The organism is uncultured Cytophaga sp. (genome assembly GCF_937863595.1).
Taxonomy (GTDB): domain Bacteria; phylum Bacteroidota; class Bacteroidia; order Cytophagales; family Cytophagaceae; genus Cytophaga.
The window spans coordinates 17554-41402 of the sequence record NZ_CALMGQ010000063.1; the positions used below are offsets into that span (position 1 = coordinate 17554).

Annotated in this window: 22 protein-coding genes; 13 read left to right on the top strand and 9 right to left on the bottom strand. The window is 34.0% G+C overall.

The genetic code is table 11. The annotated features are described in order from the left end of the window. Positions 1–47 precede the first annotated feature (47 nt). The gene (locus Q0543_RS05460; RefSeq protein WP_299250186.1) at positions 48–635 is read right to left on the bottom strand and encodes a PKD domain-containing protein; all 588 of its coding nucleotides are present in this window, start codon (positions 633–635) and stop codon (positions 48–50) included. A gap of 656 nt (positions 636–1291) precedes the next feature. Here Q0543_RS05460 and Q0543_RS05465 point away from each other — a divergent pair. The 7 genes from Q0543_RS05465 (at position 1292) to Q0543_RS05495 (ending at position 8495) form a co-directional block, all read left to right on the top strand. After that, positions 1292–1450: a hypothetical protein gene (locus Q0543_RS05465; protein WP_299250188.1), complete on the top strand. Its 159-nt coding sequence runs from the start codon at positions 1292–1294 to the stop codon at positions 1448–1450. Positions 1451–1575: 125 nt separating this feature from the next. Beyond that, positions 1576–1782, top strand: a complete 207-nt coding sequence (locus Q0543_RS05470; protein WP_299250190.1) for a hypothetical protein — start codon at positions 1576–1578, stop codon at positions 1780–1782. Next, positions 1772–2101, top strand: a complete 330-nt coding sequence (locus Q0543_RS05475; RefSeq protein WP_299250192.1) for a type II toxin-antitoxin system RelE/ParE family toxin — start codon at positions 1772–1774, stop codon at positions 2099–2101. Before Q0543_RS05470 ends, Q0543_RS05475 begins: the two co-directional genes overlap by 11 nt. Before the next feature lie 173 nt (positions 2102–2274). Then, a complete protein-coding gene (locus Q0543_RS05480) occupies positions 2275–3657 on the top strand; it encodes a dipeptidase (RefSeq protein WP_299250194.1) in 1383 nt (460 codons plus the stop codon). Between the two features lie 488 nt (positions 3658–4145). After that, a complete protein-coding gene (locus Q0543_RS05485) occupies positions 4146–4835 on the top strand; it encodes a protein-disulfide reductase DsbD N-terminal domain-containing protein (RefSeq protein WP_299250196.1) in 690 nt (229 codons plus the stop codon). After that, a complete protein-coding gene (locus Q0543_RS05490; RefSeq protein ID WP_299250198.1) occupies positions 4835–6517 on the top strand; it encodes a cytochrome c biogenesis protein CcdA in 1683 nt (560 codons plus the stop codon). Before Q0543_RS05485 ends, Q0543_RS05490 begins: the two co-directional genes overlap by 1 nt. Before the next feature lie 406 nt (positions 6518–6923). Further along, positions 6924–8495, top strand: coding sequence for a hypothetical protein (locus Q0543_RS05495; protein ID WP_299250200.1), 1572 nt, complete (start codon positions 6924–6926; stop codon positions 8493–8495). Between the two features lie 167 nt (positions 8496–8662). On the opposite strand, the gene Q0543_RS05500 is transcribed toward Q0543_RS05495, so the two are convergent. After that, positions 8663–9073: a helix-turn-helix domain-containing protein gene (locus Q0543_RS05500; protein WP_299250202.1), complete on the bottom strand. Its 411-nt coding sequence runs from the start codon at positions 9071–9073 to the stop codon at positions 8663–8665. Between the two features lie 133 nt (positions 9074–9206). Beyond that, on the bottom strand, positions 9207–9425 hold the full coding sequence (locus Q0543_RS05505; RefSeq protein ID WP_299250204.1) for a hypothetical protein: 219 nt from the start codon (positions 9423–9425) through the stop codon (positions 9207–9209). A 233-nt stretch (positions 9426–9658) separates the two neighbouring features. On the opposite strand from Q0543_RS05505, the gene Q0543_RS05510 reads away from it, so the two are divergent. The 4 genes from Q0543_RS05510 (at position 9659) to Q0543_RS05525 (ending at position 14952) form a co-directional block, all read left to right on the top strand. Beyond that, a complete protein-coding gene (locus Q0543_RS05510; RefSeq protein ID WP_299250206.1) occupies positions 9659–10618 on the top strand; it encodes a hypothetical protein in 960 nt (319 codons plus the stop codon). Between the two features lie 44 nt (positions 10619–10662). Further along, positions 10663–12237, top strand: coding sequence for an FMN-binding glutamate synthase family protein (locus Q0543_RS05515; protein WP_299250208.1), 1575 nt, complete (start codon positions 10663–10665; stop codon positions 12235–12237). A 53-nt stretch (positions 12238–12290) separates the two neighbouring features. Beyond that, positions 12291–14246, top strand: a complete 1956-nt coding sequence (locus Q0543_RS05520; protein WP_299250210.1) for a sensor histidine kinase — start codon at positions 12291–12293, stop codon at positions 14244–14246. Between the two features lie 61 nt (positions 14247–14307). Beyond that, positions 14308–14952: an OmpH family outer membrane protein gene (locus tag Q0543_RS05525; protein WP_299250211.1), complete on the top strand. Its 645-nt coding sequence runs from the start codon at positions 14308–14310 to the stop codon at positions 14950–14952. Positions 14953–15030: 78 nt separating this feature from the next. Here the strand turns inward: Q0543_RS05525 and Q0543_RS05530 are convergent, their stop codons facing one another. From Q0543_RS05530 to Q0543_RS05545, 4 genes are all read right to left on the bottom strand, one after another. Next, on the bottom strand, positions 15031–15666 hold the full coding sequence (locus tag Q0543_RS05530; RefSeq protein ID WP_299250212.1) for a peroxiredoxin: 636 nt from the start codon (positions 15664–15666) through the stop codon (positions 15031–15033). Positions 15667–15798: 132 nt separating this feature from the next. Continuing rightward, positions 15799–16005: a hypothetical protein gene (locus Q0543_RS05535; protein ID WP_299250213.1), complete on the bottom strand. Its 207-nt coding sequence runs from the start codon at positions 16003–16005 to the stop codon at positions 15799–15801. Beyond that, positions 16002–16280: a hypothetical protein gene (locus Q0543_RS05540; protein ID WP_299250215.1), complete on the bottom strand. Its 279-nt coding sequence runs from the start codon at positions 16278–16280 to the stop codon at positions 16002–16004. Before Q0543_RS05540 ends, Q0543_RS05535 begins: the two co-directional genes overlap by 4 nt. Positions 16281–16288: 8 nt before the next feature. Next, complete coding sequence (locus Q0543_RS05545; protein WP_299250216.1) at positions 16289–17779, bottom strand: NAD(P)/FAD-dependent oxidoreductase; 1491 nt, start codon at positions 17777–17779, stop codon at positions 16289–16291. A 440-nt stretch (positions 17780–18219) separates the two neighbouring features. Between Q0543_RS05545 and Q0543_RS05550 the strand changes: the two genes are divergently transcribed. Further along, positions 18220–19137: a hypothetical protein gene (locus tag Q0543_RS05550; protein WP_299250217.1), complete on the top strand. Its 918-nt coding sequence runs from the start codon at positions 18220–18222 to the stop codon at positions 19135–19137. A 351-nt stretch (positions 19138–19488) separates the two neighbouring features. Continuing rightward, complete coding sequence (locus Q0543_RS05555; RefSeq protein ID WP_299250218.1) at positions 19489–20829, top strand: IS5 family transposase; 1341 nt, start codon at positions 19489–19491, stop codon at positions 20827–20829. Between the two features lie 284 nt (positions 20830–21113). Here the strand turns inward: Q0543_RS05555 and Q0543_RS05560 are convergent, their stop codons facing one another. Further along, positions 21114–22730 (bottom strand): ATP-binding cassette domain-containing protein, encoded by a 1617-nt coding sequence (locus Q0543_RS05560; RefSeq protein ID WP_299250220.1) that lies wholly within the window; start codon positions 22728–22730, stop codon positions 21114–21116. A 116-nt stretch (positions 22731–22846) separates the two neighbouring features. Then, complete coding sequence (locus Q0543_RS05565; protein WP_299250222.1) at positions 22847–23764, bottom strand: glycosyltransferase family 2 protein; 918 nt, start codon at positions 23762–23764, stop codon at positions 22847–22849. Positions 23765–23849: the final 85 nt, after the last annotated feature.

Here is a 23849-nt window from a genome sequence, read left to right on the forward strand (position 1 = left end):
CTAATAAATTCAGCTACATTCAAATTAAATGTAGCTGAATTTAATTTTTATTGTAATTGGAATTTAACACAATTATTAATACCAATAGTTACTGTACCATTCCATGTATAAGTTCCATCTGTAGCGGAATAAGAATGATTTCCACTACTTAGGTAAAAGTTTGCATAACCTGTACCTCCACAAGCAGTAATTCCAGACGGAGAATATATTGTAATTTGTCTTGAGACACCACCAATTGTAACCGTAGTTATATTATATCTTGGTGTTCCACTTTCCCAAAAAGTAACATAACCCATTGCAGGAATTACAGTTATAACTTGAGAGGTAATATTTGTTTTTCCATTACCTTGAGCAGTTAATTTTAAAGTGTATGTGCCTGCAGAGTTATATTTAATGGATCTATCAGTACTTGTATTTGAAAACCCATCACCATCTTCCCATAAATACGAAGTTGCGTTTGCAGAGCAATTAGTGGCAGTAAGGCTTTCTCCAACCATTACTGTAGTTTTAGATGTTGTAAAACAAGCTACTGGATCTGGTACTACTGGAACTGGATCATCCTTTTTTTTACAAGACAAAATTGTGATAAATGCTAAAAATACAATTAGCAAATGCGTGGTTAAAAGTTTTTTCATTTTGATTTTTTGGTTTTACCTCAGTACCAAAAGGCGGTTATAAAAAAGATGCGTGGCACTCAGTCTATCCATACCAGAGGTCCTGAGAAACCTGTACACAGAGTAAACCAAGCCCACGCATGCGTGAGCATTGAGTTTAAACTCCGTGTACTTAAAATTTCTCAGGTTCCCAGTACGGGTTTTAACTAACGCAAATATTTTTCGGTATCCTTTACCGATTATCAAAAATAACTATATTTAGTTAATTATTAATAAAATAGCCTCATTTTTTACTTCATGTTGGCGCTCACCACTCTCACCTAATCACGCCATAACCCGTTGTTGTGTCTTTTCTGACCAACAACTCACTGATCTTAGGTCTTATTTAAGCGCTTATGATAAGATAATTTTAGTTGCTGACATATTATCAATATCAACAGTTATTAATTTGTGATTTTCTACATTAGTTAATGATTGAAAAATCAAACAGCCCATGGTTGTTGGCCGAATGGCACAACAACGGGTTGAGCAGTGGTAAAAGCAAAAAACAAATTCCAAACGCAGGGAATAAGAATATAATTTAAAGCATATTTGAGAAACGAATTACACTTTTACACTTTTTACTTTACACTTGGCTTTCTATCTTTACATACGATAACACAATAACCAACACCCCTATGTCTCAACTTACTGCTGCTTCTGTTTCTGCTTATGTAGAACAACATAAAGATCGTTTTATTGGTGAACTATGTGACTGGTTGAAAATACCGTCTGTTAGTGCGGATAAGAAATTTGAGAAAAAAGTTGGTAGAAACTCAACTAAGACAGAATATTAGAGTATAAAAGAATATAAGAGTTTTAACCCTAATTTTTAACTGAAACGGAATAAATATATCTCGTTTTAACTTACAATGAAATTTCATATATTTGATAAATAATACACTTTAAATCAACTTCTTGTATGAAGATATTATTAGACATACCCGATAATATGGCAGCTTCTTTAATGGAGGTATTAAAAAGTATACCACGTATTAAAGCACATACGCTTACTGATAGCAAGGCCCAGCTTATGATTGAAATCAGAGATGCTGTAGAAGAAATGAAATTAATACGCGGTGGTAAAAAGAAAGCTCGTAATGCTAAAGATTTTTTAAATGAGCTATAAAGTTAAGTCCATTAATATTTTTGAGAAGCAGGCAAAAAAGCTCATTAAAAAATTCCCTTCTCTTAAAAACGAATTACTTCAACTTATAGATCAACTCGAAGATAAACCACAACAAGGTACTGCAATTGGAAAAAGTTGTTATAAAGTTAGAATTGCTATTGCTTCAAAAGGCAAAGGTAAATCAGGCGGTGCACGATTGATTACCAATTTTGTAGTAACAGAGAAAACAGTTTATTTGCTTTCCATATATGACAAATCAGAGCAGGAAAACTTAACGGATAAAGAACTGGAACAACTTTTAATGTTCATTCCTTTTTAAAATTAATATAGGCACTATTTCCCCATGCTTTCCCGTCACTCTCACTGGCGCTAGTCTTAGCGCAGCGGGGACTAGTGTCTTTTGTTTTTCTAGTCTTTGACTAGTTTTTCTTAAAACTTAATACCTAAAACTATTTTTTCTATCTTTACATACGATACCTAACAACCACCCCTATGTCTCAACTTACTGCAGCATCTGTTTCTACCTACGTCGAACAAAATAAAGATCGCTTTATTAATGAATTATGTGACTGGTTGAAAATACCGTCTGTAAGTGCCGATAAGAAATTCAAAACAGATGTATTACGTGCTGCGGAATTTGCGAAGGCACAATTTTTAAAAGCAGGTGCCGATAAAGCAGAATTATGTGAGACAGGCGGAAACCCTGTAGTGTATGCAGAGAAAATGGTTGATCCATCGAAGCCAACAATTTTGGTGTATGGTCACTACGATGTGCAGCCTGCAGATCCGTATGAGTTATGGACTTCGCCGCCCTTCGAACCTGTAATTAAAGACGGTAACATTTATGCTCGTGGTGCCTGCGACGACAAAGGACAAGTATACATGCACATCAAAGCCTTGGAGATTTTGACTGCAATGAAGGACGTTCCGTGCAACATCAAATTCATGATTGAAGGCGAAGAAGAAGTTGGTTCCGATAACCTTGGTCCGTTTTTAGAAAATAATAAAGAGAAACTGAAAGCAGATGTGATCTTGGTTTCAGATACGTCTATATTTTCTGTAGAAACGCCTTCCATCACTATTGGCTTACGTGGCTTGAGTTATTTAGAAGTTAAAGTTACGGGCCCGAATCGTGATTTACATTCCGGTGTATATGGTGGTGCAGTTGCAAACCCCATCAACATTTTGTGTGACATGATTGCGGGCATGAAGGATGAAAACAATCACATTACCATTCCTGGTTTTTACGGTGATGTTGTAGAATTGTCTGATGAAGAACGTAAAGCATTTAATATGGCGCCGTTCAATTTAGATACGTATAAAAATGCACTCGACATTGCAGATGTAGAAGGCGAAAAAGGATATTCAACATTGGAACGCACGTCTATTCGGCCGACCTTAGATGTAAACGGGATTTGGGGCGGTTATACAGGCGAAGGAGCGAAAACGGTTTTGCCTTCTGTAGCACAAGCAAAAATTTCAATGCGTTTGGTGCCGAATCAAAGTCCTGATAAAATCACAGAATTATTTACAAACTATTTTAAGTCTGTTGCTCCAGCATCGGTAAAAGTAGAAGTAATTCCGCATCACGGTGGCGAGCCTGCCATTACTCCAACAGATAGTGCTGGTTACAAAGCAGCTGAAGCAGCTTTTGCGGAAGCATGGAATAAAAAGCCAATCCCAATGCGCGAAGGTGGAAGCATTCCGATTGTTGCCTTATTCGAGAAAGTATTGGGTTTGAAAACCGTATTGATGGGCTTTGGTTTGGATTCTGATGCGATCCACTCGCCAAACGAACATTATAATGTTTTTAATTATTTAAAAGGAATTGAAACGATTGTATTGTTTCACAAGTATTTCGGGAAGCAGGATTAGGATTTATTGGATTAAAGTAGATTGTTGGATTTTCGCCGCTAGCGGAAATAACGCTCAAACCAATGAGGTTTTTAAAAACCTCGCAGTCTCCAGTCTTCAGAAAAAAAGCCAATTAAGTTGGCGGCTTTGGTGTGTCGCAGAACATGGTGCAGGAGGAACAGCTCATAGGAGGTTTCGTATATCAGAAATGTGGTCAAAGACTATAAAAATAAGCGACACGAGTTACGATACGCTTAACACCAACGCCAGAAAAGTTTAGAAGGCACTGTAAACCTATGAGTTCTCTAAATTAAGAGAACAAATATCACGAATGGGTTGAGGTATTGGAATAAAGACCTCATAGGTTTCCTTCAGGATTATTTCCATCTCTTTGGAATTTATCTTTTGCTATTTGCAATATCCTTTATAAAGCTGTCGGTTTTAGCATACCTTGCCGACAAATCCTTCGTTAGAAACTTTATAGCCCTTATATTTGTCTATTATAGAATATGAAACGAATTTTAATACTTAGTTTTTGTTTGTTGTCTGGTTTGGTTCAGGCGCAAAATACAGATCCCATTAAATGGTCTTTTGCCTTATCTTCCAAAGAGATACATGTTGGCGATACAGTTGAAATTGTTGCAAGCGCTACTATTATACCAGATTGGTATTTATATTCCAATGATTTTGATAAGGACTTAGGTCCGTCTCTAACTCAATTTGATTTTGAAGAGCAAGTCGGTTATCGCTTATTGGCTAAACCAAAGGCAATAAATCCGAAGAAAAAGTACGATAAGATCTGGGAAGGGGATGTTACGTACTTTGTCGGACATGCAGAATTCAGACAAAAAATAGTTGTCACCTCAGTACAACCAAAGATTTCTTTCACAGTTAATTTTCAAACCTGCAGCGATGCAGCAGGACGTTGTATTCCAGGCGAAGTTGATTTCGAGTTTTTTAATCCAACGATTCTTCCAGCAAAAAAAAATACTAAAGCACAGGTTGAAAAAGGAAGTGGCGTACAAAGTACTAGTGAGCAAACTGTTGTAGAAACCAAACATTCAGAAACGAATGCAAAAAAGACTTCTTCTTTAAAAGAGTTAGAAGAACAAAAAAAATTGTTGACACAACAAGATTCAAAAGGCAATGATGTAAGTGTTGGTTATTTAAAAAATTTCGTTAAAAAATATAGTAAATAATGAGAGCATACATCCTGTACCTTTTCAGTTTTCTTTTTTTAGCGTTTAATGTTCAGGCGCAAAAAAATGTAAGCATTCCAGAATCGGAATTGCAAACAATTGCCAAACACATTGACAATCTTGTAAAGCGAGATAGCATCAACGAAGCGATTATTCAGTTATTGAAAGATAGTTTGGCTGGAGAAAGCAAAGAATTAACGAAAGCACAAAAGAAAACAGTTGTTGCTTCCACCATAAAAATCACAGTGAAAGAAAGAGGCGGCGTCAATGAAGACACATCTTTATTGTTGTTTGCAATCTTTGCCTTTGCTGCTGGTTTTGTATCCATTATTACGCCTTGCGTATTTCCGATGGTGCCAATGACGGTATCGTTCTTTTCAAATACCTCAAGTTCTAAAAAAGAATCTGTGCGCAAAGCAATCATTTATGGTTTGTCCATTGTTACCATTTATACATTAATCGGGGTAGTCATAGCAAAAATCAATGGTCCGGAGTTTGCCAATTTCTTAAGTACCCATTGGTTCCCAAACATATTATTTACGGTAATCTTTATTGTTTTTGCCTTATCGTTTTTTGGCCTGTTTGAAATAACCTTACCCAATAATTTCATTAATAAGGTTGATAAACAATCTGATAAGGGTGGATACGTGGGGATATTCTTCATGGCATTCACCATTGTATTGGTTTCGTTTTCGTGTACCGGTCCGATTGTGAGTACGATTTTATTGTCTGCTGCGGGCGGAGAAATTATTAAACCGATTGTAGGGATGGTTGCATATTCGTCTGCCTTTGCCTTGCCGTTTACCTTATTTGCTTTATTCCCAAATTGGTTGAAATCATTGCCTAAATCTGGCGGTTGGTTGAATACCGTTAAAGTAACCTTAGGTTTTATTGAATTGGCATTGGCACTGAAATTCTTAAGTATAGCCGACCAAGTAATGCATTGGAATATATTGAACCGAAATACGTTTTTATTAATCTGGATCATCATATTCTTCTCACTGGGATTATATTTATTGGGCTTAATAAAATTCACGGAACATGACAAAGGAGAAATTAGTTGGCCAAGAAGAGTTTTAGCAATCTTGTTTATTGTCTTTGCAGCATATTTAGGAACAGGAGTTGCTGGCGGAAGTTTAAAACAATTGTCTGGTTATTTGCCTCCTTTAGAAGATTATACAGAAGCGACGGATAAAATTTGCGGCACCCCAAAATACAGTGAATTTTTGCATTTGCCTTTGGGCTTGCAAGGATACTTCGATTATAAAGAAGCCGTTGCCTGTGCGAAGGAACAAGGAAAACCTCTCTTTGTAGATTTCACGGGTCATGGTTGTGTTAATTGTAGAGAAATGGAACGCAACGTTTGGGCAGATTCTACGGTTCTCAAACGGTTAAAAGAAGACTTTGTAATAGTAGCCTTATATGTAGATGATCGCACCGAATTGCCAGAAAATGAATGGTATACATCAACAAAAGATGGTAAAGTTAAAAAGTCAATTGGAAAACAAAATCACGATTTCCAAAATACCCGATTTAATTTCTTAGCGCAACCATTTTATGTAATCATCGACCCACATTCTGAAATGGAATTGACAGCGCCTATAAATTATGAGCGAAATGTATCAATCTATGTTGATTTCTTAGAAGAGGGCAAAGCGAATTATAAGAAGCTCTATAAATAATAAATAGATACGAAATTAAAATATTGAAGCCTCACTATACTAGTGGGGCTTTTTTTTGACTTAAGATTGAAACAAAGGGTAAGCAATTATGGCAATTTATTCTACCAATAAATTTAACGTTTACTAAGGTTGTACGGCGTTTTATGTGGAATGTGCTCATGTTTCATAATTCTTCTGATTCACTAAGGGAGTAATTTGGGAGCAAAATTTTCTATGCAAACAATTAAAGGATTTGTTACTTCAATCCCATGGTTTTAAAATGCGAATTTAATATTCTCAAAAAAACTACTCGAAAAAATCAACATGTAGTATAAATAAGCTTGAAAAATTCTTTTTACGTTTTCCAACAATTAATTATATTGCATTACAATCTGATTATGAAAACAATTCGTTCATTATAATTACTATGTCAAGAGTTAAGTCGAAAAGCCTATTTGATCTCATTCATTCCTTAAGTCCGAATGAAAAAAGACATTTTAAACTGAATCATACCAGCAGCGGAGATTTAGAAGATAAAAAGATGCTCTTATTGTTTGATTATCTGAACAAACAAAAGGTTTTTAACGAAGAACGTATTTCCGAAGTCATACCCAGTATCAAGGCTTCACAGCTATCTAATTTGAAAGCATATTTGTATGAGAAGATATTATTCTCTCTTAGACAATACAATCTTCCTAAAATATTAGACCTGCAAATCCGGGAGCAGATCGATTTTGCGCAACTTTTATTTGAGCGTCGGCTATATCAGCAAGGCAAAACATGTCTTAAAAAAGCACGACGATTATCTCAGGTACATGAAAATTTAGAGCTTACACTAGAAATTATTAAACTTGAAAAAAGCATTTTGATGCTTACCATTGATGAGGATATTGAACAAACGGTTGATGCCATTATTGAGGACGTGCAAAAAATCAACGCACAGATTCACAATGTCAACATGTTTTCCAACCTCAACATCAAATTAAATTCCTATTATACCCGTATTGGCTTTATTCGAGATGAAGAAGACTCCGTTCGAGTAAAAGAATATTTTATCAGCCATTTGCCTGATTATAAAGAAGAAGATCTATCTGTTGGAGAAAAAATTACCTTGTATCTTTTATACATCGGTTATTACTACTTTTTACAAGATTTTTCTAATGGACACCTGTATGCCAATCAGTTAGTGCATTTGTATGAGGAAAATCCGGACCGTATTAAGTTTTCCCCAGAAAATTATGTTAAAGCATTGAATAACTTAATGATAGCAGAATTTAAGTTGAATTACTTTAATGCTTTTGTCGAAAGTAAACACAAGCTTATTAACTTTACAAATGATAGTACTGTTTATTTTAATGAAAGATTGAAAACCAGTTTATTAAAGTATTATTTTATACATGAATTGAACCTTTTCTTCCTTACAGGAGAGTTTCACGAAGGTGTTAAAAAGCTATTTGTAGAACGGAAAGAAGACATAGATGAATTGCTTAAAAAACTCGATACACACTCTGCTTTAATTTTAATGTATAAAATCGCATGCTTGTATTTTGGAGCCGGATTATACAACCATTGTTTGCGTTGGTTAAATAAAATTATCAATATTCCGAACGTAGATATTCGAGAAGACATCCATTGCTTTGCTCGGATAATCAATTTGATTTGTCATTATGAATTGGGCAATTTTGATGTGATTAAGTACTATATAATTTCCACCTATCGCTTCTTATGGAAACGAGACGATTTACGAATGTTTCAAAAATTCATTCTCAAATTTTTAAAAGATTTAAATGACGATGTGGATGTAACAGAATTGGTTGGCAGATTTAGCACCTTAAAAAATCAATTGGTCCCTATCGAAAATAGTGCCTATGAAAAAAGAGCATTTATCTATTTTGATATCATAGCCTGGCTAGAAAGTAAAATTGAAGGATCTAGTGTACAGATAGTAATAATGAACAAGGCTAAAGCACGGGGGTTTTTCTTGAGTGCTGAAGAATAAAATTTAAACGTATTCACTATTAGGGAAATGTGGGTACAAACGTAATCCATTTAAAGATGTGATTATTCTGGATTATACCAATTTATTATAATTTTATTTCAAATTTATAGTAGTTGAATCAATCCACAATAAATAAAAAATATGTAAATTATATGTTATTCAGAAACTTAACTTAATTTATCAAAAAATGATTCTTCATCCTCACTTAAAGGTAATATCACTTTTTTAGTAGTTTTGGCTTTTTTAACTTCAGGCTGGGCTAATCCTCTACCATATTTTTCCAGAGATTTAAGAGCAGGCATTATTTCAAGCGCTTTTTGCGTTAATTTATAATCAATTTTTGGTGGTGTTGCTTCAGTAACAATACGTTCAACAAAATTATTTTCCTCTAATTCTTTTAATTGCAAGCTCAACATTCGATCTGTAATTGCTGGGATATTTTTTCGTAAATCAGAGAACCGTAAAGGTTTATCCATTAAGTTCCAAATAATAATAAATTTCCACTTACCATAGAGAACTTCATTCAATACATCAAGACCAGACTTGAACCATTTGTTATTAAATTTAATATCACTCATATATTTAAGTTATTATATATTTATATGTAAATATAAAAAGAATAGTTAAAATTACAATTCTAATTTTAGAATGGGCAAAAAAAAACCTGTACTATATGTACAGGTTTTAATAAATAAAATTTTTGATTAAGAATTAATAAGGGCAAGTATAGCTGTTTGGTGCAACTACAATATATTGACCAAGCAAAATCATGAATCCAGCGACAACAATAATTGCTGCAAACATCACTTCTTTTGATTTAATAATTGCTCCATTAGAATCTTTCATAATTTTTGTATTTGAAAGCATGTAGCCACTGAAGTTTCCAATGATAAAACCTACTACGATTAATATTGTTCCTATTGCACCCATGATATATAGTTTAATGATTGATTACTTATTCGTCGTTTTATAATTTATAATAAAACGATTAAAGCAAAAATAATAGATACAAATGAAATCATCCTTATCTTTTCCGTAATAATTTAAGAAATTCGGACAAAAAGGGTAAAATAAATTCATTCCAAATTGTATATCTTCTCAATCTGCTGTGCATTCACAAATTATTAAGTAAATTTGACTATAAACCTAAAAAATTATTTTCTGTGAGAAAGTTCATAACAGTACTATCTATTTTTATTTTAACGTTATCTGTTTCATTTGCACAATTTAAGAGACAACGCGAGTATTCGGGATTTTTCGATACATATTATTATAGAGGTCCAATTACGTTTACCTTAGGTGGCGCTTTGACTACATATAGAGGCGACTTAACCGATGGTTTAGGTTTGAAAGGACTTAGTTATGGATTTTCAGCTGGTGCAAATTACAAGGTTTGGCCACATATGGTTTTTGGGGCTGAGTTTACGTATATGAATTTGCAATCAACTGACTTTAATACTACTAGAAATTTATCTTTCAAAACAACAGGTTATGAATTTCAGATTTATGGTCGATTGTATTTGATTGATGAAATTGTGCGCGTAGCACCTGATAGAAAAAAAGAATCGCAGTATACATTTTGTAAGCCTTATATTCATTATGGTATAGGTGCATTAATGTTTTCGCCAACCTTAAATTATAACAATCCGTCTGCACCGATTCCATCCATTCCAGGTGGCAGTTCAATTGCAATGGTTATTCCTGCTGGTCTAGGTTTGCAATTTACAATCACGCAACGTTCTTCCTTATGTGTGGAATATGTATATCGTTTTACAACGACAGATTATTTGGACAACCTAACATTTCCTGGTTCCAAAAAAGATGGCTATGGTTTGATGCAAGCGAAGTTCCAATTTGCACCAACAGCACCAAAACGCAGAAAGAAATATTCTTTACCCCCACCGGCACAATATGATGGTGCAAAGGGAACCGAAACGTGGAAAACTCGTAAACAACAAAATCAAAACAGTAGACCTCAGAAAGAGGAGTATCAACTTCCGGATCAATATCAAAATCAAGATGGAGAAAATCAAGGAGATGAAAATCAAAATCTAGATGAACAAAATCCGGACGATCAAAATCAACAAGAACAACCAATTGAAGAAGAGGTGGCTCCAGAATAAAACCAAGATTACTGCGTAAACTGGGTTGAAAATTTATTTTAGACATGAAAGAGACAATTGATTTCCTTGCTGAGATGCCTTGGTGGGTGTATGCTTTAATCATTCTGGGTATTATAACTATTAAAGATATTTTCTTTAATAGACATCATACCATCAAGCATAACTTTCCTATTGTAGGACACTTTAGATACTTATTAGAAAAAATCGGTCCAGAGTTACGTCAATATATTGTAGCTAATAACAGAGAAGAACTTCCTTTTAATAGAAGGCAACGTTCTTGGATTTATGCATCATCAAAACAAGAAAATAATTATCAAGGGTTTGGTACCGATCAGGATCAAAATAGCCCTGGTTTTGTGTTTATAAAACCTTCCATGTTTTCCTATGCGGTTAAGGAAGGGCATCCCAATAAAAAACAACCCGATTTTGTGCCTTGTGCAAAGGTGATGGGTGCGTATAATAAAAGAAGAAAGCCGTATCGTCCCCAATCTATAATTAATATATCGGGAATGAGTTATGGTTCTTTGTCTGCGAAAGCTGTAGAATCATTAAATAAGGGAGCATTAAAAGCAGGCGCGTATCAAAATACCGGAGAAGGTTCTTTGGCTCCGCATCACAAACATGGCGGAGATATTATGTTCCATTTTGGGACCGGTTATTTTGGTGTACGAGATGAACATGGGAATTTTTCTATGGCTAAAATGAAAGCCTTGGTGGAAGCGAATCCGTGTATAAAAGCAATTGATTTAAAACTTTCTCAAGGTGCAAAACCTGGGAAAGGAGGGGTTTTACCTGCATCTAAAATTACGAAAGAGATTGCAGAGATTAGAGGAGTGCCTATGGGAGTGGATGTAATATCTCCTGCCTATCACAGCGCATTTTCCAATGTTGAAGAGATGATGGAATTCATCGAAAAAATTGCTGCTGAAACGGGTCTTCCCGTTGGCTTTAAATCTGCAGTAGGTAAGATGGAAATGTGGGTTGAATTAGCAGACAGAATGCTAGAGAAAGGATATGGCCCAGACTTTATTACCATTGACGGCGGTGAAGGTGGTACTGGTGCGGCACCTCCCGCTTTTGCAGATCACGTTTCGTTGCCATTTGTATACGCGTTTAGCAACGTATATAAAATATTTGCTGAGAGAGGATTAACCGATCGTATTGTTTTTGCTGCATCTGGTAAATTAGGTTTTCCGGAAAGTGCCTTGATGGCATTTTCCTTAGGTGCTGATGTGATACATGTTGCACGTGAAGCGATGATGTCTATTGGTTGTATACAAGCACAGATTTGCCATACCAATAAATGTCCTTCTGGAGTCGCTACTCAAAATAAGTGGTTACAAGGTGGAATTGATATTCCACTAAAATCGGATCGTTTATTCCATTATGTTAAAAATTTGAGAAAGGAAATTTTAGAAATTACCCATGCCTGTGGGTACGAACATCCATCTCAAATGACAATGAATGACATAGATATCAGTATGGGTGATAATAATCTAACCATGCCTTTAGTTGATGCGTATAAGTATAAGAAAGTTCCCGTTCCGTTTGAATCTATGGAGCAACTGCAAGCGTGCCCTTATTTAGGTAAAGCAGAACCAACTAAAATATTTGATTAGTATACAGAATAGGTTTCATTCTGTATTAGAATGAAACCTATTATATCCATACAATGAGAATACGTACATTACTTTTATATTTTATTTTTTCAAGTGTTGTAATTCATGGTTATTCAAACCCGATTGTTTTAACAGATACCACCGAACGATTTGATTGGGATAAGGGATATTGTAACATATATATAAATTCACTTCAATCTAAATCATTCTCTCAAATCAAAGAACTTTCGAATGAGGGGAAATTTAAACCAACCAAAACCGATGCACCTCGCTTGCAATCTTTTAATAAGGAGATGTGGGCACGTGTGGATGTTGAATATACTGGTAAAAAACCAAAAGAGTTTTTAATTGAACTGTACGATTTCCATATTGATCTTTACGACTTATATGTGCTGGTAGGAGATTCTGTCTGTTTACATACCGTTGGCGGGGATTCTTTTCCGTTTGATCATCGGAAAATTAAACATAAAAATTACCTACACGAAATTCGTTTTCAACCAAATACAGCATATACCATTTTTGTTCGAATACAAAGTAAGCAATCTGTTTCTGTCTTTGGATCTATACGTACTTATGCTGATGTGGTGTATTATTCGGATAAAGAATATATGCTCTTATCCATTTTTTATGGTTTCTTATTGTTGATGTCACTCTATTGTATAATTATTTCAGTTGTTACGTTACAAAAAACATATTTATATTTTGCCGTAAATATATTGAGTGTTGCCTTATATAGTTTATCCAATGATGGATTGGGCTATCAATATATTTGGTACGATCATGTAGTTTTAAATGAATTTGTTCAGAGTTTTTCAATTGCATTGTTCTCTGTAACTTCATTATTATATGCTGCTTCTTTTTTAAAACTCCCATTCTTTTCAAAAAATTATTGTAGAACTGTTTGGATACTTTTAACACTTCGGATTGCTCTTTATGTTTTTGGTTTTATTTTTTATGGCCCATTACTATATATGTATCAAATAGACATTCTTATATTGATATTTATATTCTTTATTGCTGTCTATAGCTTTTCTAAAAACTACTTACCTGCACGATTTTTTATTATTGCGTATACACTTTTGTTTGTAGGTTTTACAATACATATTTTAATGGTATTGGGTTATATTAATAATACTTTATTTGCTGTATATGCATTAAATTTTGGAACCATTTTTCAGTTGTTTATTTTTTCTTTTGCATTGGCAGATCAAGTAAGGATCGTGATTAGTGAAAACCGAGTTAGCCAATTTAAATTAATCAGTCAATTAAAAGAAAATGATTTATTAAAAGACAAGCTTACCAAAGAATTAGAAGATAAAGTTAGAGAGCGTACCAAAGAATTGGAATTTAAGAATCAACAGCTCGATGCCTTTGTATATAAGGCTTCGCATGATATAAAGGGACCATTAAAATCAATTATAGGGTTGGCAAGATTAGGTATTTTGGATATAGATGATTTAGAAGCGCGAGAATATTTTCATCACATCGAAAAAAGCTCTACCCGCTTAGATACCCTTGTTGCAGATCTATTACAGGTTTCAAAGATCAATAATAATGTTATTCAACAAACGCAAATTGATTTTCAGGAAATTATTGAAGAAGTACAATTTAGCTTAAATAATATCGTAGATTTTGAGACGTTTAAAATAGAAATTAATGTTACTCAAGATCGTGACTTTTATTCGGATCGGAACATGGTCTATTCTATTTTTCAAAATTTAATAGAAAATGCATTCACATATAGAGATAGAGAAAAGGGGAATTCATTTATTAAAATTCGAATTGAAATTGATAAACAAAAAACGGTTTTTGAATTTGTAGATAATGGTATAGGGATCAATAAAGATTTAAAAGACAAAGTATTTGATATGTTTTATAGGGCAAGTGACATTTCAGGGGGATCGGGTTTGGGCTTATATTTGGTAAAAATGGCGGTAAATAAAATTGGTGGTAGAATTAATGTGGAGTCAAAAATGAAAAAAGGAACCACCTTTACTATAGTTATCTAAACTATAATTTTTATCTTTATTAAATAATTCAGATTAGTATTTACTTATAACGAATAATCCTGTGAATCAACGTATTTCTCTACTTATAAATGGCGTATTGGCCATTGCGGTTATTATTTTATTTATTCTTCATTTTCAAGGTCAAAAAGCTCAAGTTGCAAATGTTGCAGTTGGAGATTCTACAATAATTGTAGAAGACGATTTAGTTATTGATAGTTTGCCAAATTTGGGATCTAATAATGGTGCTATTGCCTTTATTGATTTTGAAGAACTAACAAAGAAATATCAATTTTATAAAGATGGAATCTCAAATCTTGAAAATGATTTTAAAAGAAAAGAGACTGAATTTGCTAAAAAACAAAAAACCTACGAAGAAAATGTGGGTCGCTACCAACAGTTGGCTCAAAGCTTAGCTCCAGAAGTTAGAGAAAAGAGAGAAAAAGATTTGATGCAAGAAGAGCAAACGTTGTTGGAGTTAAGAGATCGTTTGCGTAGTGATTTAGCGGATAAGGAAGAGAACTTCAACAAAAACTTTCTGAAAAAATTAGATGAGTATTTAAAAGTATTAAGTAAAGAAAAAAATTATTCTTACGTGTTTACCTACGTTAAAGGAAACCCCGCAACTATTGTGTATGCGAAAGATACCTTAAATATTTCAAGTCAAGTAATTGAAGCCTTGAACCAACAATACAAAAATAAAAAGTAAATCAATTTTAATTAAAATTGGTATTAATAAAAAATGCGACTTTTATAGTCGCATTTTTTATTAATACCAAGGCTGAACTTATTTGTTCGGCTGCGGCGTCATACGTAAGTATGGCTTAATACGCGTGTGTCCTTTCGGGAATTTTGCAGGGATGTCTTCATCCTTAATTGCAGGAGAAATAACTACATCTTCGCCTTCTTTCCAGTTGGCAGGAGTAGCTACACTGTAATTAGCCGTCAATTGAAGTGAATCAATAACACGTAAAATTTCATCAAAATTTCTACCTGTAGAAGCAGGATACGTAATGATTAATTTTATTTTTTTATCATTTCCAATTACAAACAGCGAACGAACTGTTAAGGTTGCACTTGCATTTGGGTGAATCATATCATACAATTCAGATACTTTTTTATCTTCATCCGCTATGATTGGGAAATTAACAGTTGTATGTTGTGTTTCGTTAATGTCCTTTATCCAACCTTTGTGAGACTCTACTCCGTCAACACTTAGTGCGGCAACTTTGACGTTACGTTTTTCAAATTCTTTTTGAAGTTTTGCAGTAGCGCCAAGCTCTGTTGTACAAACAGGTGTATAATCTGCTGGATGTGAAAATAAAACACCCCAACTATCACCTAACCATGAATGGAAAGAAATTGGTCCCTCTGAAGTTTCTGCTTTGAAATCTGGAGCAATATCGCCTAATCTTAAACTCATAATAGTACGGATTTTTAAACGGTTAAACTTATGTATATGTAAAATTATATTCTGAATATAGCAATTTTTATTAATTAAAACAAAATTATATTCTGATTAGTAACAATTCTGTATTCTTAAAGGTTCACCTTCTTATTCTTTTTTCTTTTGGATGTAATTCTTATACACGAGGTATCCAAAATATACCAAACTCATAAAAACCAACACATTCACCATAAAACTAAAACTACGTTGAAACCCTGCATAGGCAGAATTATTCGTAATCTGAATTTTAATAAAGAATAAGGTTGACAGTATCAGAACAATAAATCCGAAGTTATTTAGGATATCTTTTTTCATTTTTTCTTATTCAAAACAATCTCGTTAATTTCTTCCGATTGTTTTTTGGTAAATCCTGTAACAACCATATTTGTGCTGTTGGTGTAAAATGTTAAGGTGCTATAGCCAACAAGAGGGTTATCTATACTTATGGATACAATATCTATATATGCAATAAATGTTGACTTACTATTGAAAACACCAGGGTTTTTAATTTTGATGCCGGTGTCTTCGATGTGAATTTCTGTAGGAAATAGTTTATTACCTGAAGATAATCGGGATGATGTAAATTTCATGAATGTTTTTATTTTAAATAAACAATATCGTTTGTACAGCCATTTTCATCACACGATTTACACATCAACATTCCTTTAAAAAACTGTGGTTTTAAAACAGATTTTCCCAATAACATGCGCATGCATTCTTGTATGCCTTCAATAATTGAAGGGTGCGGGTGTATCATATCGGCCAATTCTTCTACCCCTTTATCCATTGAAATAAGTAATGCTACAGCTTGAATGGCACTGGAGGCATGTACTCCCACGGCACGCATACCTAAGATTTTCATTTCATTATCGTTGGTTACTAAGATCTTAAAAAAGCCGTCGTTATTTCTCATAGCAATGGCACGAGGGATCATATCATACCGAATTTTAACAACTTTGTAAGGAATTTTTTCTTTTAAGGCACGTTTTTCATTCATACCAACTCCAGCAACTTCCGGTTGTACAAACATGATAGTGGATACGTGATTATACGTCAGATCTTCGTTGCTAAGTCCATACATTCTCTCAATGACATGTCTGCCTTCAAGTTCTGCAACGTTTACGAGTGCCACATCCGAAGAAATATCACCTGCAACATAAATGTTTGGTATATTTGTTTGTCCGTCGTTATTATAAATATGTCCGTTTGGCAACAGAGTAACACCGACTTCTTCTAAACCTAAATTTTTAGTATTGGGTACGCGTCCTACTGAAACGAGTACCTTTTCAACGCGATGCATTTCTTTTCTGCCATCGGTATATTCAATAATGTATTCTACTTCACCATCTGCAATTTTCATGCTCAGCAAGTTCGATTTTTTATGAACCGTTATACCTTGTTTGCGCATGTTTGCTTCTACCACATCAGTTACATCATCGTCTTCGAAAGATAAAATGCGATCTGCTTTATCGATGATGTTTACTGCCGTATATCCAAAATTTGAAAATATGGTTGCCCATTCGCAACCGATAACACCTGCACCTAGAATAACGAGACTTTTTGGGAAGTTTTCAAAATTCTCTACGCCATCACTTGTTACAATTATTTTTTCATCGATGGGAATATTTGGAAGTTTTCGGGGACTACTACCTGTGGCAATAATAATATTTTCAACTTCAATAAGTTCTTTATCAGTACCTGTTTGAACTTCAACAGTATGTGCATCAGTAATTCTTGCGTATCCTTTTAGATATCGAAGGCGTATTCCTTCTTGTTTTAATAGGCCTTCTATTTGTCCTTCAAGGTGAAAACGTCTGTTGGCAATGCCTCCACGTACTTGTCCCAAAACTTGTTGATAGGTAACAGAAAAATGTTGATCCGGACTATATTGAGCGAGCCTTCTACGGGCAGTTTGAATATCTTTTGAAAGTTCCCAGAATGTTTTTGAGGAAATGGCACCATTATATAAACCCGCACCTCCAACTTTTTCTTTTTCAATTAATATGACAGATTTGTTCAAATCTAAGGCTCTCATTGCTGCCGCATAACCTGCTGGTCCAGCGCCTATAATACACACATCATATTTCATGGTTTCCTGTCTTGTTATGGTTTACAAATTGCAAAAAAAACGCACAGTTACCAATGATTATTAAAAACAGTATTAAAATTCTTTCTTTTGAAAAAGGAAGCTGGCACAGTTGGATTTGAGACCCACGAATTGGCAATTTTAGATGTCCTATAAGGTGGGAGGAATAATGACAGGTATAAATGGAGTTCACCTTAAGCCAACTCACTGTTCTAATTTAATCGTTCAAATGCTGGTAACAATATACTATTCGATTGTAAACGATTGAATGTGTTTGGATATAGTTTGTAAAGGGTAGGTTTTTGGAAGAAGGGGCTAGATCAGTCTTTTCAATAATTCAACTAAAAGAATCATTACCCTATTGGAATACTTAAGTTTATTTGAGTATATTTAATATACTATAAACTATAAATGACAAACTTTTAAACTAACTAACACTTATTATGGCACAAGAAGAAAACAAAAAAGGGAACAATTTAATTTTTATCTTAATCATACTTGCTTTACTAGGCGTGATTGGATATTTATTATTCAACAACAATCAAAAATCTACAAAGATTGAACAACAAGAACAATCAATTATCTTAAAAGATGATTCATTGCAGACTAAATTAAGTGAATTAGAAGCGTTACAAGTTCAATTTGCAAGTTTACAAGCACAATCTGCTGAACTTGGTTTATCGAATGATTCATTAGCTTCTAAAATTGCTGAATTAGACAAAGCAATCGTTGGTTTGAAAAATGGTAATGCAGTTAATATGAGAAAATTAAACGCTCAAATTAATGGTTACAAAAAAGATTTAGCTGATAAAGAAGCTGAAATCATCAAATTACGTGAAGAGAATGTAGGCTTAAAATCTTCAATAGATACGTTGAATCAAGAAAAAGTATCTATGAATGATTCTATCAATAGCTTGAAAACAGTTCGTTCTGACTTACAACAGAAATATGAATTGGCTTCAATCTTAAAAGCTGAAAACTTAAAAGCTACTGTAATCAATGCAAAAGGTAAAGAGTTGATGGATGATGAATACAAAGGTAAAAACATCGACAAAATCAAAGTAGCATTTACATTAGGCGAAAACAAAGTTGCTCCTAAAACAAAGAAAGTAATTTACTTACAAGTAATTGAGCCAAGCGGTGCACCATTATTTGATAGTTCTTTAGGTGGTGGTTTCTTCAAAACATCTGAAGGAAAAGAAGTACCATTTACTGAAAAACAAAACATTGATTTCTCTAATACAAATCAACCTGTTTCATTCACATACTCTAAAGGTTCTGAATACAAAATTGGTACATATACATTAAAAGTATGGCAAGATGGCAACTTAATTGGTACAACTACTTTGGTAGTGAAGTAATTAAGAGCCTAATGCGAAAGGCTTAAGGCCTAAAGTTTAAAAGAAGTCTCGTTATTGATTTAACGGGACTTCTTTTTTTATGCATAAAACAGTCTACAATTACATAGCATAGCAACTAATATACCGTTGGCTAAAGCCGAACGACAATGAAAGCTGTGAGAAGTTTTATAAAAATAGCAGTGTTAATTAGTAGTTGGTTTGCCGAAAAGGCACAACCAAGACGAATTGTACTGTTACATAATTAGTCGTGCCTTAAAAAGGCCTTGAAGCTAGCATTGGCCTATTGTATAGCGGTAAAAAAGGATTAAATTTCCCCTAGTAATTTAACAATACCACTATTTTGTAGGGGAAATGCAAGGAAAACATAAACACGAGCCTCAATTGAACATGTTCAAAATTCAGCTAAAAACCTTAATTCTAGATACTCACGCACTCGTTGTTTTGTCACATAGAATTGATTGGCCTAGTATTGATAAAGAGTTTGAGCAATACTATTCAGACTTAGGTAGACCGAGTGTCCCAACCCGCACAATGGTTGGTTTATTAATGCTAAAAAGCATGTTTAATGAATCTGACGAAAGCCTTATTCCTAGATGGGTTGAGAATCCTTATTGGCAATATTTCTGTGGCGAACAATTTTTCAATCATGCCCCACCTTGTGATCCAAGTGACTTAGTTCATTTTAGAAAAAGAATACAAAAGACAGGTGTAGAATACATTTTAAAAGTTAGTGCTTCCTTGCATTGTAAAGCCATTAAGGAAGAACAAGTATTAATAGATACGACTGTTCAAGAAAAGGATATTACGTTCCCTACGGATGCAAAACTTGCTGTTGGTATTTTAAAAGAATGCTGGCGCCTAGCTGGTAAAAGTAATGTTAAGTTGCATCAAAGCTTTAGTAGAAAAACAGCTCAAGCCAAGTTGAAATTACGGTTCAGTTCACATCCTACAAAAAAAACAATAGCAAGCCAAGCCGTTCGAGATTTGCGTAAATATGCCAAGAAAGTAATCATGCAATTAAGAAACCATCTACCCGAAGAAATAAAAAAACATTCCGAAGACAGGTTCTTGTTTTATGATAAAATATTGGCGCAAAAGAGAGGAGATAAAAAGAAAATTTATTCGTTACATGAACCTGATGTTTATTGCATGAGTAAAGGCAAAGCGCATAAGCTATATGAATTTGGATGTAAAGTATCTATTGGTGTTACTGCCTACACAGGTATAATTGTTTCTGCAACTTCATTTGAAACAAATGTAAGTGATGTACATACTTTAGCGCAAACCTTAGAACAAATAAAATATGTAACAGAACGGAATCCTACTGAAGCAATTTGTGATAGAGGCTATAGAGGTAAGAAAAAAATAAATGAAACAATCATAACTATTCCAAAGCCTTTGCCAGATAGCAGTACCAGATACCAAAAACAAAAAGTAAGAAATAAATTTAGAAGGAGAGCTTCGATTGAACCTGTGATTGGACATCTCAAATACGATCATCGAATGCAACGAAATTTCCTCAAAGGCGTGTACGGCGATTTTGTTAATTGCGTGCTCGCAGCGGCGGGCTTTAATTTAAAGAAGATGCTACGTTTGATAGCATCTTCTTTAGACAGCATGAAACGCTGTATCTACTCAATAATCTATGCACTAATAAATCTATTTCCGAATTTGAAAAAAGTGGCTTTTTAAGGCACGACTAATTAGGACACATTGACATATAACACACAAACCTATAACGATTCGTTTGTGTGATACATTAGGTGAACGGTATATTTGTTGTTCATTTTAAATTAACACGATCGAATTAAAAAACCATATAGGTTTAAAAAAGAAATGTCCCGCTAAACGAATAGCGAGACATTTCTTTTTATAATTAAGAATTAATAAAAAGCATAAATTACTTATAAGAAACATTTATTGAGAAAGCCGGACTTTGTACTCAATACTAAGTACTCTATACTTCCTTATAGCAACTAATATACCGCTACCTTCTGAACCTTCACTTTATCATCTTCCAAGTATTCCTCATACGTCATTGTTTTATCAATGAAGCCATTTGGTCCTAGTTCGATGATGCGATTGGCAACGGTATTAATGAATTGGTAATCGTGTGAGTAGAACAACATGGTACCTTTAAATTCCATAAGCGCATTGTTTAATGCTGTGATGGACTCAAGATCTAAGTGGTTGGTTGGATCATCCATTACTAACACGTTAGAGGATTCCATCATCATTTTAGAAAGCATACAACGCACTTTTTCTCCACCCGAGAGTACCGTACATTTTTTCAAGGATTCTTCGCCTGTAAATAACATACGACCTAAGAAACCACGAATAAAGCTTTCGTCTTTATCTTTAGAATATTGACGCAACCAATCAACTAAGTTTAAATCGCCGTCTGAAAAGAATTCCGTATTGTCTTTTGGGAAGTAGGATTGAGTTGTGGTAACACCCCATTTGAATTCCCCTGCGTCTGGTTTTTCAATACCCATTAGTACATCAAACAAGGCTGAAATACATAGTGGATCTTTACTTAAAATAGAAACCTTATCTGCTTTATTGATGGTAAAGGATAAATCTTTAAATAAGTAGTTTCCATCTGGTCCTTTTTTGCTTAGGCCTTCAATTGTAAGCAATTGATCTCCCGCTTCGCGTTCAGAACGGAATTGGATACCTGGGTATTTTCTACTTGAAGCGGTAATTTCATCAATCACCAATTTCTCTAATAATTTCTTACGAGAAGTTGCTTGTTTTGATTTAGAAGCATTGGCAGAGAAACGCTCTACGAAGTCTTGCAATTCTTTACGTTTGTCTTCAACCTTTCTGTTTTGATCTGCTTTTTGTTTGGCAGCCAATTGAGAAGATTCGTACCAGAACGTATAGTTACCTGTATATAATTTAATTTTTGCGTAATCAATATCTGCAACGTGTGTACATACGGTATCCAAGAAGTGACGATCGTGAGATATAACGATTACTGTATTTTTAAAATCAGCAAGGAAGTTTTCTAACCACAATACGGAGTCAACATCCAAGTCATTGGTAGGCTCATCTAACAACAATACATCGGGGTTACCAAAAATAGCTTGCGCAAGCAACACACGTACTTTTATTTTTCCGTCCACATCTTTCATTGGTGTGGCATGCAACTCTTCTTTAACACCTAATCCACTTAGCAATTCAGCAGCTTCTGCTTCTGCATTCCAGCCATTGATATCAGCAAATTCAGCTTCCAATTCAGACGCTTTGATACCATCTGCTTCAGAAAAATCAGGGTTTGCGTACACTTCATCACGCTCTTTCATGATTTCGTACAAACGCTTGTGGCCCATGATTACGGTTTCCAATATCGTAAACTCATCAAACTCGTAGTGATTTTGTTTTAATATCGCCATACGTTCACCTGGAGACATTTCAACTTTACCAGAAGTTGGATCAATTTCACCAGAAAGAATTTTTAAGAAGGTCGTTTTTCCGGCACCATTTGCACCGATTAAACCATAACAGTTACCCGAAGCAAAACGAATGGAAACTTCTTCGAAAAGAGTTCTCTTACCGTATTTAAGAGAGATATTAGAACAACTAAGCATGTGGAATTTTTTATTGAAGCACAAAGGTACGAAAATACCTACAATCAATTAAATCGAAGCTCTAAAAAAATCCTCGAATGCAAGAATATGAGCGAAAGTGATGGATAAAAGTGTAATTATTTGTCTTGATTGTGTATATAAGCAGTTATTGCAATGCCATAAAATTTATACCGTATTTTTTTAGGCAGAATAAATTGAAAAATAGTATAAGAATCGAACATCTTCAACCAAAACGGGTATTTTAATAGTTTATAGATTCCGACTAAAAAGATGCTATGTGCGTGATTCAAAATGGGATCATTTTTATACAATTCGGGTTTTAATTGTTTGGCTAATAATCTATTTTTTAAATACGCTTTAGAACGGTCTGCATATTTTTTGAATGTGAAATCATCTTGATGTTCAGCAAAAGCACTTGCTAGATAATACGTTTGAATTTTTTCACGTTTTGCTCGAAGTGCAAAATCATAATCTTCGATGTCTCTTAATGCTTCGTCAAATCCATTTAATTGGTTAAAAATCTCAATGCCCAAAGACATATTTTGAGCGCTTAAAATCGTTAGTTCTTGTGGGAAGAAATTTGCTTTATATGGATCAATTACGATAGACCATGTTTGATTTAAATAGTTTTTATACTTTTTAATTTCTTTATCCGAAATGCTACTTGGCTCTATCACCTGACCCATTAAGATAACATTTGGTAGTAATGCAAAGGTTTCTACATGATATTTTACACAGTTTATATCTGCAATCATATCATCGTCTAAAAACAAAATTTGTTTTGATTTAGCTATTTTAACTCCCGCATTGCGAGCACCTGCACGACCTTTATTTTCTTGTTCTAAAATGATAACTGAAAATTGTTTCCAATCTGTTTTAAGGATTTCATTTGCACTATCATCTGTTGAACCATCTAGTACAACAATAACCTCAAAATTCAGATAGGTTTGTTTTTCTAAAGCATGTAAAAGTCGAATAGCTTTTTCTTTCCCGTTATAGCTCGGAATAACAATTGATATATCTACTGATTCCATCAAAAATGTGCGTTATGTTCTGCAAATACCTAAATTAATATAGTAAGTACAAATTTTCTAGTGATTACAGTATTAATTTGGCATG

Bases quoted from the DNA above. Each gene is read 5' to 3' on its own strand.
- Q0543_RS05460 (WP_299250186.1), bottom strand. From the start codon at position 635: ATGAAAAAACTTTTAACCACGCATTTGCTAATTGTATTTTTAGCATTT.
- Q0543_RS05465 (WP_299250188.1), top strand. From the start codon at position 1,292: ATGTCTCAACTTACTGCTGCTTCTGTTTCTGCTTATGTAGAACAACAT.
- Q0543_RS05470 (WP_299250190.1), top strand. From the start codon at position 1,576: ATGAAGATATTATTAGACATACCCGATAATATGGCAGCTTCTTTAATG.
- Q0543_RS05475 (WP_299250192.1), top strand. From the start codon at position 1,772: ATGAGCTATAAAGTTAAGTCCATTAATATTTTTGAGAAGCAGGCAAAA.
- Q0543_RS05480 (WP_299250194.1), top strand. From the start codon at position 2,275: ATGTCTCAACTTACTGCAGCATCTGTTTCTACCTACGTCGAACAAAAT.
- Q0543_RS05485 (WP_299250196.1), top strand. From the start codon at position 4,146: ATGAAACGAATTTTAATACTTAGTTTTTGTTTGTTGTCTGGTTTGGTT.
- Q0543_RS05490 (WP_299250198.1), top strand. From the start codon at position 4,835: ATGAGAGCATACATCCTGTACCTTTTCAGTTTTCTTTTTTTAGCGTTT.
- Q0543_RS05495 (WP_299250200.1), top strand. From the start codon at position 6,924: ATGTCAAGAGTTAAGTCGAAAAGCCTATTTGATCTCATTCATTCCTTA.
- Q0543_RS05500 (WP_299250202.1), bottom strand. From the start codon at position 9,073: ATGAGTGATATTAAATTTAATAACAAATGGTTCAAGTCTGGTCTTGAT.
- Q0543_RS05505 (WP_299250204.1), bottom strand. From the start codon at position 9,425: ATGGGTGCAATAGGAACAATATTAATCGTAGTAGGTTTTATCATTGGA.
- Q0543_RS05515 (WP_299250208.1), top strand. From the start codon at position 10,663: ATGAAAGAGACAATTGATTTCCTTGCTGAGATGCCTTGGTGGGTGTAT.
- Q0543_RS05520 (WP_299250210.1), top strand. From the start codon at position 12,291: ATGAGAATACGTACATTACTTTTATATTTTATTTTTTCAAGTGTTGTA.
- Q0543_RS05530 (WP_299250212.1), bottom strand. From the start codon at position 15,666: ATGAGTTTAAGATTAGGCGATATTGCTCCAGATTTCAAAGCAGAAACT.
- Q0543_RS05535 (WP_299250213.1), bottom strand. From the start codon at position 16,005: ATGAAAAAAGATATCCTAAATAACTTCGGATTTATTGTTCTGATACTG.
- Q0543_RS05540 (WP_299250215.1), bottom strand. From the start codon at position 16,280: ATGAAATTTACATCATCCCGATTATCTTCAGGTAATAAACTATTTCCT.
- Q0543_RS05545 (WP_299250216.1), bottom strand. From the start codon at position 17,779: ATGAAATATGATGTGTGTATTATAGGCGCTGGACCAGCAGGTTATGCG.
- Q0543_RS05550 (WP_299250217.1), top strand. From the start codon at position 18,220: ATGGCACAAGAAGAAAACAAAAAAGGGAACAATTTAATTTTTATCTTA.
- Q0543_RS05555 (WP_299250218.1), top strand. From the start codon at position 19,489: ATGCAAGGAAAACATAAACACGAGCCTCAATTGAACATGTTCAAAATT.
- Q0543_RS05560 (WP_299250220.1), bottom strand. From the start codon at position 22,730: ATGCTTAGTTGTTCTAATATCTCTCTTAAATACGGTAAGAGAACTCTT.
- Q0543_RS05565 (WP_299250222.1), bottom strand. From the start codon at position 23,764: ATGGAATCAGTAGATATATCAATTGTTATTCCGAGCTATAACGGGAAA.